The organism is Micromonospora sp. NPDC049204, assembly GCF_040647935.1.
GTDB lineage: Bacteria > Actinomycetota > Actinomycetes > Mycobacteriales > Micromonosporaceae > Micromonospora.
On the sequence record NZ_JBEZDC010000010.1, the window covers coordinates 241930 to 255426 of the forward strand.

Genomic DNA, 13497 nt, shown 5'->3' on the forward strand with positions numbered 1-13497 from the left:
CTGATACGCACCGCTGGTCCTCTCCTGCCGACATACGCCCAAAAACTGGACATTCGCAGCCTAGAGAGGATCGGGACGACACATGTGAATGTTTGGAAACCATCCTGAGTACAGGTGCTGCACTCTGCGAGGCCGGCGCCGCCCTACCGCGACGTGCCGCCGCGACGGCCCGCGCCGGCGGTGGAGGGCCGGTGCGCGATGCGGGGAGCCCGGACCGCCGAGGAGGTGCCGGACCCCGGGCGGAAGTCGCGGGCCGCGCTGGCCACCATCTCGTCGGGGTCGCGGGCTAGCGCCTGCCGGATGTGCGGCGGAACGAGCTCGCTCGTGGCCATGGCCAGGCGTACCTGAACCGAGCGGTCGTCGAGCAGCAGCGCCAGGTCCGCCTCACCCAGCTCGACGGCACGCACCAGCGCGGCGCGGACGTCGACCACCGGGTCCGCGGCGAGCGCGCTGCGCTGCGCGGCGGTGGTCCGCGGGTTGCGGGCAACCCCCTTGCGTACGCGTGCGGTGCGATCGGCCAACAGGGCGGTGATCACATCGGGGTCGTGGGTGTGCGTGGCGAGGCGTTCGCGTACCTCGGGTGACACGTCGTCGATCAGCCGGGCGGCCAACTCCGGCTCCAGCTCACGACTCTCCGCGAGGAGACCGCGAAGCTCCTTGTCCGACGCCTCGGACATGACCCGGCGGATCGACTCGTCACAGGCGGGGTTGCCGGCGACCGCCCAGCGGATCCACCGGTCGGCGTCCTTGACCAGACGCATGAGGTTGGCGATCGAGGCGGAGGGGTTCCTCGCCACGGCCTCCCGTACCTGACGATCATGGTCTCGGGTCAGCGGACGCAGGGCCTGTGCGGGCGCGTCGGCCCGAGCGGCGACCGCCTTGCGGACCACGGCCGACGGATCGGACGCCAGGTCGATAAGCGTCATCTGCGGCGTGTTGGGGTCCTGAGCGAGGGCGAGCCGTGCGTCCGCGCTGCCACCGATCGGACGGTGGTCGGCGACGTCGGACCCGCTGTGACGGTCGGGCTCGCCGACGTCCTGCTGTTTCCCCATGGCGCAATCATGTCACGCGCCCCCGGACCCCTCAGGAGCCGACCGCGTCCGGTCCGGCGGGGGCGGGCGCGGAGGTGACCCGAGCGGGTAGTCGCAGGCCGGACATGCCGCCATCCACCGGGAGCGACGACCCGGTCACCGACCCGGTCGCCGGCGAAGCGAGGTAGACGACGGCGGCGGCCACCTCCTCGGCGGTCACCAGCCGCCCCGTTGGCTGGCGGGACGCGAGGTGCCGCTTCTCCGCCGTCGGGTCGGCCGCGCCGGCGAGCAGGCGGGCCACCCAGGGCGTGTCCACGGTGCCGGGGGCGACACAGTTGACCCGGACCCCCTCGGTCACCAGGTCGGCGGCCATGGCGAGGGTGAGGGCGTGCACGGCGCCCTTCGACGCCGAGTACAGGGCGCGTTGGGGCAGGCCGACGGTCGCCGCGATCGAGGAGATGTTGACGATCGCCGCGGCCGACGACCGGCGCAGGTACGGCAGCGCGACGGCGCTCGTCCGGGCCACGCCGGTGACGTTGACGTCGAGCACCCGGCTCCACCGCTCGTCGTCGTCGTCCTCCACCGTGCCCACGGCGGAGATGGCGGCGTTGTTGACCAGGATGTCGATGCCGCCGAAGGTGTCGGCGACCGAGGCGACGGCCGCGTCGAGGGAGGACCGGTCGGCCACGTCCGCGCGGACGCCGTGCACGCGAGGGTCCTCGGGGAGACCCGACAGATCCAGATCCAGCACGCCCACCCGGGCGCCGGCGGCCAGGAACGCCCGCACGCAGGCGTGGCCGATCCCCGAACCACCTCCGGTCACCACCGCCACCAGACCGTCACACCGCATGCCGCTCTCCCCTCCCGAATAGTCCTCCGCGTCGACAGGCACCGCCATCAGGCAGCTCTCAGCGTGCTGCGCTGCCGGCCGAGGCCCTCGATCTCGACCTCCATCACGTCGCCGCCGGCCAGGTACGGGAACCGGCCGGAGAGCGCCACGCCCTGCGGGGTACCGGTGTTGATGACGTCGCCCGGGTCCAGGACGGTGTACTGGGACAGGTGCCAGACCAGGTACGCCACGTCGAAGATCATGTCCTTCGTGCTGGAGTCCTGGCGGGGCTCACCGTTGACCCAGGAGCGCAGCCGCAACGCCTGCGGGTCGTCGATCTCGTCGGCGGTGACCAGCCACGGGCCGAGCGGTTGGAACGTCTCGCAGGACTTGCCCTTCGACCACTGACCCCCCGAGACGGCGAGCTGGAAGTCCCGCTCGGAGACGTCGTTGGACAGCACGTACCCGGCGATGTGCCCGAGAGCGTCGGCCGGCGAGGCGAGGTAGCGGGCCTGCCGACCGATCACCACCGCCAACTCCACCTCCCAGTCGGTCTTCGTCGAGCCACGCGGAATCAGGACGTCGTCGTGGGGGCCGACGACCGTGTTGGGCGCCTTGTAGAAGATGATCGGGTCGGTGGGTGGCTCGGCACCCGACTCGGCGGCGTGCGCGGCGTAGTTCTGGCCGACGCAGAGGACCACACCGGGACGGGCGATCGGCGCGCCGACCCGCTGACCGGAGACGTCGATCTCGGGCAGGTCGGTGGCCTCGCGGACGCGCCGGATGCCGTCGCCGCCGAGGAACTCCGCATCGATGTCGGCGGTCAGCGACGAGAGGTCGAGGTGCCGCCCGTCGACGTACAGGACAGGGCGTTCCCGCCCGACGGGCCCGACTCGCATGAATCTCACGAACCATCCTCCGGTGCCTGGTGGCGGCAGAGCCGTTTCCGATAGGATCTTGCTCGCCAGTGTGTACTCGCTCACACCAACACAGTCAAGGCGGGTCGACACCGCCATGCGGATAGCCCTCTTCATCACCTGCGTCAACGACATCGCCTATCCCGCCACCGGCATCGCGGTCACCCGCATCCTGCGCCGGCTCGGCCACACCGTCGACTTCCCGACGGGCCAGACCTGTTGCGGGCAGATGCACGCCAACACGGGCTACCGGGCCGAGGCGATGCCGATGGTGCGCAACTACGTCGACGTCTTCGACGCGTACGACGCCGTCGTCGTGCCGTCCGGTTCGTGCACCGCGATGATCCGCGACCAGTACCCGCGGCTGCACCCGCCGGCCACGTCGGTGGCCGCCCGCACCTACGAGCTGTCCGAGCTGCTCGTCGACGTCCTCGGCGTCACCGACGTCGGCGCCGAGTTCCCGGAAACGGTGACCTACCACCCCACCTGCCACGGCCTGCGGCTGCTCCGGCTGGGTGACCGGCCCCTGCGACTCCTGCGTCAGGTGCGCGGGATCCGGCTGGTCGAGCTGGCCGACGCCGAGGAGTGCTGCGGTTTCGGCGGCACCTTCGCCCTGAAGAACCCGGACGTGTCCACCGCGATGCTCACCGACAAGTGCGCCCGGGTCGGCGAGACCGGAGCACGGGTGCTCGCCGCCGCCGACAACTCCTGCCTGGCGCACATCGGGGGCGGCCTCGACCGCCACCGCTCCGGCGTACGGGCCCTGCACTACGCCGAGATCCTCGCCGCGACGGGGGCCAACTCGTGACCAGGCCGGTCGCACCGGCCACCGGCGACGGGCGGATCCGCACGCCGCTGCCCTTTCCCACCGCGGCGAAGCCGGCCGTCGCCGACACGCAACTGCGGGCCAACCTGCACCGGGCCACCCGCACCATCCGCGGCAAGCGCGCCCGGGTCGTCGACGAGGTGCCCGACTGGGAGGCTCTGCGCGACGCCGGCGCCGCGATCAAGGCGGACGTCCAACGGCGGTTGCCGGAGTTGCTGGAGCAGTTCGAGGCGTCCGCCACCGCCGCCGGCGCCACCGTGCACTGGGCCCGGGACGCGGCCGAGGCCTGCCGGATCGTGGTCGAGCTGACCCGGGCCACCGGGGCCGACGAGGTCGTGAAGGTCAAGTCGATGGCCACCCAGGAGATCGAGCTCAACGAGGCCCTGGAGGCGGCCGGGATCACCGCGTACGAGACCGACCTGGCGGAGCTGATCGTGCAGCTCGGCGACGACACCCCCTCGCACATCCTGGTGCCGGCGATCCACTACAACCGGACACAGATCCGGGAGATCTTCCAGCGTCGCATGCCCGACGCGCCGGCCGACCTCAGCGACGAGCCGGCCGCCCTGGCCGAGGTGGCGCGCGCCCACCTGCGGCGACGGTTCCTCTCGGCCCGGGTCGCCGTGTCCGGCGCCAACTTCGCCATTGCCGACACCGGCACGCTCGTGGTGGTGGAGTCCGAGGGCAACGGGCGGATGTGCCTCACCCTCCCGGAGACGCTGATCAGCGTCGTGGGCGTCGAGAAGCTGCTGCCGACCTTCACCGACCTGGAGGTCTTCCTGCAACTGCTCCCGCGGTCCTCGACCGGTGAGCGGATGAACCCGTACACCTCGATGTGGACGGGCGTCGCCCCCGGCGACGGCCCGCAGGCCGTACACGTCGTCCTTGTCGACAATGGCCGGTCCGCGGTGCTCGCCGACCCGGTCGGGCGGCCGGCGCTGTCCTGCATCCGCTGCTCCGCGTGCCTCAACGTCTGCCCGGTGTACGAGCGGGCCGGCGGGCACGCGTACGGCTCGGTGTACCCGGGGCCGATCGGCGCGATCCTGTCGCCCCAGTTGACCGGGGTGGCCGACAACGCGTCCCTGCCGTACGCGTCGACGCTCTGCGGCGCCTGTTACGACGTGTGCCCCGTGAAGATCAACATTCCGGAGATCCTGGTCCACCTCCGCCAGCAGGCGCCGCACCCACTCGCGGAACGGGCCGCCATGCGCGTCCTGTCCTGGGTGATGCGCAGCCCTCGACGCTGGGCCGCCGCCCTGCGGCTGGCCCGCACGGGCGCGGGTCCACTCGGCGCGTACCGCGAACGACGCACCGGCGCTCGAACGCTGCGCCGGCTGCCCTGGCCCGCCTCGGCGTGGACCCGTTCGCGGGACCTGCCGCTGCCCGCACCGCAGACCTTCCGGGAGTGGTGGGAGCAGCAGTGAACGCGCGCGACGAGATCCTGGCGCGGCTCCGGACGGCCCTGGCCGACAACCCGCCACCGGTGGCGGTGCCCCGCCGATACCGTCGGACCGACGACCGCTCCGACCTGGTCGAGGTTTTCGTCGACCGGCTGGAGGACTACCGGGCGACGGTCCACCGGGGCCTCGGCGCCCTGGCCGGGCTGCTGGCCGAGGTGGACCGGCTCGCCGTCCCCACCGATGTGCCCGCCGACTGGTTGGCCGGCTGTGCCGGGCAGGTGCGGCGCGACGCTCCCCCACTCGCACCGGCCGAGCTCGACGCCATGGACGCGGTCCTGACCGGTTGCGCAGTGGCGGTCGCCGACACGGGCACCATCATCCTCGACGCCGGCCCGACGCAGGGGCGGCGAGCGCTCACCCTGGTGCCCGACCGGCACATCTGTGTCGTCCGCGCTGACCAGGTCGTCGGCCTGCTACCGGAGGCGCTGACCCGCCTCGACGCACGCGCACCCCAGACCTGGATCTCCGGCCCGTCCGCGACCAGCGACATCGAGCTCAACCGGGTGGAGGGGGTGCACGGCCCCCGCCGACTGGAGGTCGTGCTGGTCGGTGTCGACGACGACCTCCCGGAGCACTGACGTCCTCGGCCGGGTCAGCATCGACGGCACCCCGGTCGACACCGTGCCGGTCGGGCGCGGCAGTGTCAACCGACGTCGAGGGGGACCTGTCGAGCGCGGGAGTCGGGACGGCCAGCGAGGATGCCGGCAAGGATCTCCGCGCCGTCGACCACCCTCGGGCCGGGGCGGTTGAAGTAGGCAGGCCCGTCGACCACCCACACCTGCCCCTGACGAACCGCGGGCAGGTCCGCCCAGGCGGGTTGCGCGGCCGCCACCGACAGCTCGTCGAAGGTGCGCTCGGGCGTGAACCCGCACGGCCCGAACACCACCACCTCGGGAGCCAGGTCGGCGACCACCGACCACCGCTGCGGGGTGCTGTGCGCGCCCGGCCCGAGCAGCAGCGACCGCCCACCCGCATAGGCGATCTGCTCCGGCACCCAGTGCCCGCCGGGCATCAACGGGTCGAGCCACTCGACGAACAGCACCGTCGGCGCGCCGGTCACCGGTCCCGGCAACGCGGCGAGGCGACGCCCGGCGTCGGCTCGGATCTCCACCGCCCTGCCCTCGGTGTCCGTCAGCGCGGCCACGGCATCAACCGTGTCCAGGATCCCGTCGATGGTCCGCGCCTCCAGGGACACCACCCTGGTGTCGAGATCGATCAGGCGAACCGCGTCGTTGACTCGCTCGTAGGAGACCGCGCACACATCGCACAGATCCTGGGTCAGGATCAGATCCGGTTTCAGGGCCTCCAGCATCGCGACGTCGAGCTGGTACAGCGATGATCCCCGGTGCGCGTCACCAGCGATCGCCGCCGAGATCTCCCGGCTCGTCAGGGCCTCCGGCAGGGAGGTCGCCGTCACCGCCGGGATGTCGGCCAGGGTCCCCGGCGGCCAGTCACACTCGTGGGTACGCCCGACCAGATGCCCGGTCAGGCCGAGCATGGCCACGATGTCCGTGGCCGCCGGCAGCAGGGAGACGATGCGCACACCCGCCTGCCTACCAGGCGCGACGTGCCACGTCCACTTCCCGGCAGCGAGGCCACGGCGGCCAGCAGCGGCCCCGCCATTCCGCGACCACCTGCCCGGCAGCCATGCTTGAGGTGTCGGGTACAGCTGGTTTATCGTCGTCGCGAGGTGTCATCGCGTCTGGCCGCAACGACGTTGTGGTGATGGAGGTGGCACGACATCAAGGAACGACAATGCCCGCGTCCCTGCACCACCTGATCATCCCCGTGTCTGATCGCGACGCTGCCGCCCACTACTTCAAGGGCCTGCTCGACCTCCGCGAACCCTGGGAGAACGGCTTCTTCCAATCGGTGCAACTCGATGATTCGGTTGTCATCAACTTCGCGGCCCCACCGGTCGAGGTGCAGCCCCAGCACTACGCCTTCCTGGTGACAGACGAACTTTTCGACCGCATCAAGGCCCGCTTCGACCGCGAAGGTACGCCGTACACCGCCGACCCACCCGGAAAGCGGCCGTCGGAGGTCGGCGAGGTCAATCGTGACGGAACCGGCCGGCGACTGTATTTTCTTGGGCCGGACAAGCACATGCTCGAAGTGCTGACCGCTCGCTACAACGATGTGCCACAGCGATCTCGGCCGCTGTAGTCGCGCCGGTAGTCGCACCTGAGCCGTTGGGCTGACTCGGCGTCTCACGCAAGCCGCTTCTCGCGAACAGCCATGGCGGCCCTGCCAGCACGAGATGCTGTGCGGGGCCGCCAGCTCGGCAGCGACCCCATTCCGTCACGGCTGCGGCCGCCAACAACAACCTTCCCCGTCCAGGACGGGCGGTCAGGCCGAGTCGGAATACGCGAGGTGACTGCCGCAGTGCCGGCAGCGGAAGAGATAGGCGGTGACCGGGCCGGCCTTGCTCAGCGTTCGCAGATACCAGTCGCTGTCACCGGCCGACCAGCCAGACCCGGCCGACGTCAGCCGGAGGTGTTCCAGCGCGTCCGGGGTGGTCGCCAACTCGTTCGCCCGACCGCGCCATGGAACTCCGCCGCGTCTCGGCAATGGTGCAACCACTGCTCCTGCTGCCACCCCACCATCCTCGTCAGCCAGCACCCGCCGATCCTAGGTCGCCGCGAGCGGCCCACCTGAGCGCCGAACACCTGCCGCGTCAGCGGTCCCGGGGACGTCGTTCAGCTCTTTCGGTTCGGGTCGGTGAGAGCGTCCCAGTCGTCAGCGCTCGTGGGGAACGGCCCCCAGTGCGGCAGATAGAATGGTCGCCGTGGTGGATCGGCCACCGTGAACGGCTTGAACTCCGGATCCGCGATCACCCGATAGACGAACTCGGCCGTCGACATGTCGAATTGGTGCCACGGGTCGGTTTCCCGACGCGCGATCACCTGCCACCGGTCGGGCTCCACTGAGCGGTCCGCCAACCAGTAGTACTCTCCCTCGGTCTGATCACTGCCCCACTGGATCAGCCCCGACCCCTTGTCGGGCTCGTACATCTCGTAGGGGGCCCACAGCCGCGCGGACTCGTGCCCGGCCGCCCACTGCCGGAGGGAGGCCCACGTCGGAAGCAGCGGCTGCGCATAGTCGTCCGTGGGCCCTAGAAGGTCCAGGTACGCAGAGAACGCCCCCGGTACGAACCGTCGACACAGCTCCTTGAAGTCCGAAGGCAGCACCACGCCCAGCTCCGACTCCACCTGCTCCCAGCCAGCACCGTCCGCGGGCTCCTGGTGCCATCCGGTCACGTCGATGATTCGGTCGATCCACGTCAGCTGATCATCCACGGCCGGCAAAGTAACAGCAACCGGCCGGCGTCCTCCATCACCCGGTCAACGGATGGCGGTCGGCGACCTTGGCGGTCCTCGGCGCTGCGCGCCCGCCATGACACCACCCCGTAGCGACCGACCCGGCAGAAGCGGATTCACGAGGGCGACCTATTCGGCGATCATCCGGCGGGTGGCGATGGCGGCAGCGTGCAGCCTTTCGTCCGCGCGCATCTCGGCGTCAAAGTCGCCGATGTTCATGCCGACTCGGTGCCGGGAGGCCACGAATCGATCCAGCCGGTCGAGCACCGGTCGCGCGTGCGACCCCATCGCGGCGAAGACCCGCAGCGCCTCTGGCCCGTACAGGTCGTCGGACAGGTAATCCGGTAGAACTCCCAGCAGTTCCGCGGCCACCGCAGGACCGTTGTGGAGCCAAACCGCGCCGGCCGATTTCACCTGCGTGAATCCGGGCGCCCGGAACAGGCTCAGCAGCTGCTTGTGCTGGCGGGCGGTGAGCCCATTGTGCTCGGCCAGCCAGGTCAGCACCGCTGGCGCGATCTGGTCTCGGCGGCCAGGTTGTTCGGGCCGGCCGGCGAGATACTGGTCGGCCACGGCCCGGTCCGATGTGACGCTGAGAAGGGCAAGCGTCGCGCACTGCGTCGGGTGCCGCCGAAGCAGCGCTGCTGCGGCTGCGGCGGCTGGCCCGATCTGTCCGAGAACGTGGATCGCCCAGTCCGGGGTGTCGTTCTCGGCCCCTTCGAGTCGGTCAATGAGTTCCGGCACTGCGGCAGCGGCGGCCGGCCCGAACGCGGCCAGGACCCGCATCGGCAGGTCCGGCGTGCACGAATCCGGTAGCACGGCCAAGATCTGCCGGGCGGCGGCCACCGGGACCTGTGCATCGGCACCCGTCCGGGCAACCGCCTTGAACGCCTCAGCCAGACGCGGCTCGTCGCTGTTGGACAGCATCAGCCGGACCAGATGCGGCACCGCCCGGTGGTCGCCGACGCTGCCCAGCGCGGTAGCGGCCACCGCGCCGAACTCAGGATCGTCCAGCAGCCCCGCGAGCTCGTCGGCGGCCAGACGGGACGCGGTCAATGAAGCCGCCAACGTGTGCAGCGCCGCCGACCGCACCTCGGAGCTGTCGTCCCGCAGGAGGCCGGTCAGCATCGGCGTCAGCCGTGCGGGCGCGGCGCGCCACTCACGCATCGCCGCGAGCGCCATCCGTACGCCTTCGAGCCTGACCTGTGGGCGCTCGGACCGGTTTACCAGCCGTTCCGCCCAGGCGTAGCGGTCCAGCTCTCGATCGAGGCCGGTCAGCACGCGCGCCCGGCGCTCGCCGCCGGTCTCACTCTGCGAGGCGCGCGGCGCCTTTCCGGTGAGTCATGAACCTGATCTTCCCCCACGACCATCGCAGGGCGCAACGCCTGGTCCTGATCCGGGCCTACACCTGACCGACGGCCTCAGCGATGGCGAGGGTGTGCTGGTACTCGCGCCAGTGGGCCAGTTTGCCGTCCCGGGTCCGCAGCACCCCGATGAACGGCGCCGAGGCGGTTGTCCCCGTCTCTGTGTGAGTGCCGACCAGTTCATACTCGACCACGATCACCTCGGGGTCCGCGGTCTCGTGCACGACCACGTTACGACAGTCGTCGAACCGGACCGGGAACACCGCCTGGCTCCCTTGTGTGTACGCAAGCACCCGCTGCTTTCCCTCGGTACGTGTAGGGCGCCCGGGTGCGGCGAACGGTGTCTCGATCACCACGTCGTCGGTGAGCAGGTCGGCCTCGAAGGTGGGCTGGTTCGCGAGCCACTGGGCGCGCATGCTCTCGAAGATCGCTCTTGGTGTCACGGTCGTCCTCCCTGATAATGAGTCAGCACTCGACTTGTGCCGAGAATAGTGAGTGGAGACTCATTTTGGTAGAGGGTCCGCCGTTGCGCGTCGACGCGCAGCGCAACCGCGCACGCATTCTGGACGCCGCGGAGGCAGTCTTCGCCGAGTTCGGTCCCCGAGCCTCCACCGAGGAGGTGGCCCGGCGCGCCGGTGTCGCCATCGGTACGGTCTTCCGCCACTTCCCCACCAAGGACGACCTGCTCGCCGCGATCATGAAGCGACTGCTCGCACAGCTCGTCGAAGACGCCGCCCAGCGAGACCTGTTCGCCTTCTTTGCCCACCTGGTGGCACAGGCCGCGGCGAAGAAGACGGTCGTCGACCTGCTCGCCGGGTCCGGGGTGAACATCCGGCTGCCCGACGCGGTCGGTCACCTCGAGAAGGCGGTGGCCCGGCTGTTGGAACAGGCCCAGGCCGCCGGCTCCGTCGCCGCCCCGGTACGGCTACCCGAAGTGATGGCGCTCCTCGCCAGCGTCTGCCAAGGGGCCCTGCACGGTGGGTGGGACGAGCCTCTGCAGGCCCGTACGCTCGCGGTCGTCTTCGCTGGCCTGAAAGGCGCCTGACCGGCCGGCTGGTGGATCAGCACCCGGCGTGAGGGCCGGGCCGGGCCGGCGTACGCGTCGGTCGCCTCGTGTCAGCCCACGGGCGTCCCGTCCAGGATGCGCTGCATCTGATCGACCGGCAGGGCCGGGTTGGCCGCGGCGGCCTCGGCCAGTTCGGGATCATCGAGAAGCGCGACGATCCGCGGTGCGGGGAGCCGTGGGCTGCTGGCCATCGCCTGTCGCACGGAGGCGCTCGGGTCGGTGCTCAATCGATCGACGACTTCCGGGTTGGCGTGCGGATCGAGGGCGACGAGCCGTCGTACCGTCGGGTCGGGGTCGTCGGAGAAGCGGGCCAACCCGTTGGTGGGAAACTGCGGAAGCTCGCTCAACCGGTCCCGGCCGCAGCAGTGGTACTCGAGGAAGCAGCGCAGCAGCAGCGCGGGCGGCGCGGCCGGGTGATGCTGGGCGAGCAGGACCCGTACGCCCAGGTCGGGGTCCTCGGCGAGGATGTCGACGAGGTCCGGCGGCAACTCGGAGTTTCGGGCCGCGCGGCGGCGGAGCAGCGGGTTGACCGAGCGTGCCCAGCGCAGCGCATCGGTGAGTTCCGGCGCGGCGCCGTCGGTATAGGGGATCTCGCGGCAACGTACGTCCGCGGAGCCGAAGTGGCCGTCGTCCGGCACCGTGGTCACGTCGATGTCGATGCTGGCCCGCTGCGGTTCGCTGAGGCCGGGATGGGTGGAGACCGCGGTTCGGACCTCGACCGTCGGGTCGGTGGAGAGCCGGACAAGCTGGTCGCCGCTCAGGTCAACGCGGCCGGCCAATCCCTGCCGAACCGACGGGTCGGGGTGGCGCAGCAGCGTCTCGACCACGTCCGGTGGGACGCTCGGGTTCTCGGCCATCACCCGCAGCGCGGCCGCGTCGCCGCTGGCGAGCACCTGATCGACAAGCGCCGGGGACAGTGGACGCTGAAGCACGTACCAGAATGCGTGACAGTGCTGGTCCGGCAGATCCGCAGGCTCCATCACCTGGTGGCGGCGCGCGTCGGACGCCACGGCGACCGCCCGCACCTCGGGCGCCTCATCCTCCAGCAGCGCCCGGCGCGACCGCTCGTCCAGCCAGATCGCGGAGCCGGCCACGTACCGGCGCACACCCGGCCGAGGGTGCACGGCGGCCAGCCGGATCAGACGTCGGTCGTACCCCATCGCGCCGAACAACTCGTCGATCAACTCCTCGCGGCTGAACGGCACGTCGGAGGGGGGATCGTCGAGTTCGGTCAACAACCTGACCAGCACGTCGTCCGGCAGCGGTGCCTGACCGGGTCGGCCGAACGCGCGAAGTCTCACCCGCCACGCCGGGTCGGCCAGCAGGTGGGCACGCGCCAGGGGGTCGACCTGCGGGTGGCTGGCGAGCGCGCCGCGGATCGTGGGTGAGGGATGACGCAGCATCGCGTCCCGCACCGGCGGCAGCAGCTCGCGGCGGCGTCGCAGCCCCTCGCATGCCTGCTCCGGCCACATCTCCACCAGCCGCAGCAGCACGTCGATCGGCGCTGCCGGATTCCTCGCCAGCCCGGCCAACAGCGATGAGGGAGACGATAACCGATCCGAAGAAGCAGCACCGACCATCAACCGCACGCTACGCCCACGTCCATCGTCGCGGCATCCGCTCATCGGGAGAGCAGGCGCCGCCCGACCGCTCAGGTATAGGCACCGTGCCCGTACTCGTCGCGGGTGACCTGGAAGTCATCGGGCCTCGTCCGCCGGAGAAGCTCGTACCGGTCCCCGAAGAGGTCAATCGCTTGCCGGAGGCTGCATTCCTCGGCCCGACAGATCGCCTGCAACGCCAGGATGATCCGTTGTTGCACGATGAGGTCGTCGATCGACTGCCAGGCGTCCACGCGGCCATCCTGCGGGACGACCATCAGCGTGGCAATCGGCGGATGAAGGATCCCTGATTCCACAAGCGACGTGAGTTCGCCGGGCCGGGTGGGAGCCTAGGTGCCGTCTTCTTCTTCTGGACTTCCTGCCTGATCGAGTAGGGCCGTCAGCGTCTGCAACGATTGTTCGTCGAAGATGGGGGTGACGATGTCGCCAAATCTGCGTTCTCCAAGCTTCCCGCGGAGGTCACGGAGTCGAGCGATATCGAAACCGGCCTGGGGAACGCCGATTTCGAGCCGTATCGCGAGGGCCTGGCAATGCAAGGTCACTGCCTCGGCGAATCCACCTGCTTCGGTACGCAGGGTCGCGAGCTCGCTGATTGAGCTCGCCATGCCAGCCCGATTGCCTAGTTCCTCGTCGATGGTCAGCGATTGCTGATAGCGGCGATCGGCCTCGGCGTAGTCGCCCCGAAGGTGGGCGAGAATGCCGAGCTGACCGTGGCTGCTGGCCATGCCAGCTCGATTACCCAGCTCCTCGTTGATGGTCAGCGATTGCAGGTAGCGGCGCTCGGCCTCGGCGTAGTCGCCCCGATCCTGGGCGAGGATGCCAAGCTGGTGGAAGCTGCTGGCCACGCCCACCCGATTACCCAGCTCCTCGTCGATAATCAGCGATTGCTGATAGCGGCGCTCGGCCTCGGCGTAGTCGCCCCGAAGGTGGGCGAGAATGCCGAGCTGACCGTAGCTGCTGGCCATGCCAGCCCGATTACCCAGCTCCTCGTTGATGGTCAGCGATTGCAGGTAGCGGCGCTCGGCCTCGGCGTAGTCGCCCCGATCCTGGGCGAGGATGCCAAGCTGG

15 protein-coding genes and 1 pseudogene are annotated in these 13497 nt (G+C 70.4%); 5 read left to right on the top strand and 11 right to left on the bottom strand.

Annotated features, from left to right (window positions below):
* Positions 1 to 143: 143 nt before the first annotated feature.
* The 3 genes from AB0A90_RS20840 to AB0A90_RS20850 are packed head-to-tail and all read right to left on the bottom strand — an operon-like array spanning position 144 to position 2768.
* Complete coding sequence (locus AB0A90_RS20840) at positions 144 to 1052, bottom strand: hypothetical protein (protein ID WP_357250239.1); 909 nt, start codon at positions 1050 to 1052, stop codon at positions 144 to 146.
* Between the two features lie 31 nt (positions 1053 to 1083).
* On the bottom strand, positions 1084 to 1929 hold the full coding sequence (locus AB0A90_RS20845) for an SDR family oxidoreductase (protein WP_357250241.1): 846 nt from the start codon (positions 1927 to 1929) through the stop codon (positions 1084 to 1086).
* Positions 1929 to 2768, bottom strand: coding sequence for a fumarylacetoacetate hydrolase family protein (locus tag AB0A90_RS20850; RefSeq protein WP_357250244.1), 840 nt, complete (start codon positions 2766 to 2768; stop codon positions 1929 to 1931). The genes AB0A90_RS20845 and AB0A90_RS20850 overlap by 1 nt, the downstream gene beginning before the upstream one ends.
* A gap of 106 nt (positions 2769 to 2874) precedes the next feature.
* Here AB0A90_RS20850 and AB0A90_RS20855 point away from each other — a divergent pair, with 106 nt between their 5' ends.
* The 3 genes from AB0A90_RS20855 to AB0A90_RS20865 are packed head-to-tail and all read left to right on the top strand — an operon-like array spanning position 2875 to position 5641.
* Positions 2875 to 3585, top strand: coding sequence for a (Fe-S)-binding protein (locus AB0A90_RS20855; RefSeq protein WP_357250247.1), 711 nt, complete (start codon positions 2875 to 2877; stop codon positions 3583 to 3585).
* The gene (locus AB0A90_RS20860; protein ID WP_357250250.1) at positions 3582 to 5027 is read left to right on the top strand and encodes a LutB/LldF family L-lactate oxidation iron-sulfur protein; all 1446 of its coding nucleotides are present in this window, start codon (positions 3582 to 3584) and stop codon (positions 5025 to 5027) included. The genes AB0A90_RS20855 and AB0A90_RS20860 overlap by 4 nt, the downstream gene beginning before the upstream one ends.
* Positions 5024 to 5641 carry an LUD domain-containing protein gene (locus AB0A90_RS20865; RefSeq protein WP_357250253.1) on the top strand — a complete coding sequence of 206 codons (618 nt, stop codon included), beginning with the start codon at positions 5024 to 5026 and terminating at the stop codon, positions 5639 to 5641. The genes AB0A90_RS20860 and AB0A90_RS20865 overlap by 4 nt, the downstream gene beginning before the upstream one ends.
* 65 nt (positions 5642 to 5706) lie before the next feature.
* Here the strand turns inward: AB0A90_RS20865 and AB0A90_RS20870 are convergent, their stop codons facing one another.
* Positions 5707 to 6606 carry an ABC transporter substrate-binding protein gene (locus AB0A90_RS20870; protein WP_357250256.1) on the bottom strand — a complete coding sequence of 300 codons (900 nt, stop codon included), beginning with the start codon at positions 6604 to 6606 and terminating at the stop codon, positions 5707 to 5709.
* Between the two features lie 212 nt (positions 6607 to 6818).
* Between AB0A90_RS20870 and AB0A90_RS20875 the strand changes: the two genes are divergently transcribed.
* Entirely contained in the window at positions 6819 to 7229 is a 411-nt protein-coding gene (locus tag AB0A90_RS20875) for a VOC family protein (RefSeq protein ID WP_357250259.1), read from the top strand.
* Positions 7230 to 7412: 183 nt separating this feature from the next.
* Here the strand turns inward: AB0A90_RS20875 and AB0A90_RS20880 are convergent.
* From AB0A90_RS20880 to AB0A90_RS20895, 4 genes and pseudogenes are all read right to left on the bottom strand, one after another.
* A pseudogene (locus AB0A90_RS20880) lies at positions 7413 to 7669 on the bottom strand (CbrC family protein).
* A 93-nt stretch (positions 7670 to 7762) separates the two neighbouring features.
* Complete coding sequence (locus AB0A90_RS20885) at positions 7763 to 8362, bottom strand: hypothetical protein (protein ID WP_357250262.1); 600 nt, start codon at positions 8360 to 8362, stop codon at positions 7763 to 7765.
* Between the two features lie 150 nt (positions 8363 to 8512).
* Entirely contained in the window at positions 8513 to 9661 is a 1149-nt protein-coding gene (locus AB0A90_RS20890) for a HEAT repeat domain-containing protein (RefSeq protein WP_357250265.1), read from the bottom strand.
* 121 nt (positions 9662 to 9782) lie between these two features.
* A complete protein-coding gene (locus AB0A90_RS20895) occupies positions 9783 to 10187 on the bottom strand; it encodes a nuclear transport factor 2 family protein (RefSeq protein ID WP_357250268.1) in 405 nt (134 codons plus the stop codon).
* Positions 10188 to 10270: 83 nt separating this feature from the next.
* Between AB0A90_RS20895 and AB0A90_RS20900 the strand changes: the two genes are divergently transcribed.
* Complete coding sequence (locus tag AB0A90_RS20900) at positions 10271 to 10789, top strand: helix-turn-helix domain-containing protein (protein ID WP_357250271.1); 519 nt, start codon at positions 10271 to 10273, stop codon at positions 10787 to 10789.
* A gap of 71 nt (positions 10790 to 10860) precedes the next feature.
* On the opposite strand, the gene AB0A90_RS20905 is transcribed toward AB0A90_RS20900, so the two are convergent.
* The 3 genes from AB0A90_RS20905 to AB0A90_RS20915 form a co-directional block, all read right to left on the bottom strand.
* Positions 10861 to 12342, bottom strand: a complete 1482-nt coding sequence (locus AB0A90_RS20905; RefSeq protein WP_357250274.1) for a hypothetical protein — start codon at positions 12340 to 12342, stop codon at positions 10861 to 10863.
* 119 nt (positions 12343 to 12461) lie between these two features.
* A complete protein-coding gene (locus tag AB0A90_RS20910; RefSeq protein WP_357250276.1) occupies positions 12462 to 12662 on the bottom strand; it encodes a hypothetical protein in 201 nt (66 codons plus the stop codon).
* A gap of 96 nt (positions 12663 to 12758) precedes the next feature.
* On the bottom strand, positions 12759 to 13497 hold a 739-nt coding region (locus AB0A90_RS20915), incomplete at its 5' end, for a tetratricopeptide repeat protein (protein WP_357250279.1).

Bases quoted from the DNA above. Each gene is read 5' to 3' on its own strand.
- AB0A90_RS20845 (WP_357250241.1), bottom strand. From the start codon at position 1,929: ATGGCGGTGCCTGTCGACGCGGAGGACTATTCGGGAGGGGAGAGCGGC.
- AB0A90_RS20855 (WP_357250247.1), top strand. From the start codon at position 2,875: ATGCGGATAGCCCTCTTCATCACCTGCGTCAACGACATCGCCTATCCC.
- AB0A90_RS20875 (WP_357250259.1), top strand. From the start codon at position 6,819: ATGCCCGCGTCCCTGCACCACCTGATCATCCCCGTGTCTGATCGCGAC.
- AB0A90_RS20840 (WP_357250239.1), bottom strand. From the start codon at position 1,052: ATGGGGAAACAGCAGGACGTCGGCGAGCCCGACCGTCACAGCGGGTCC.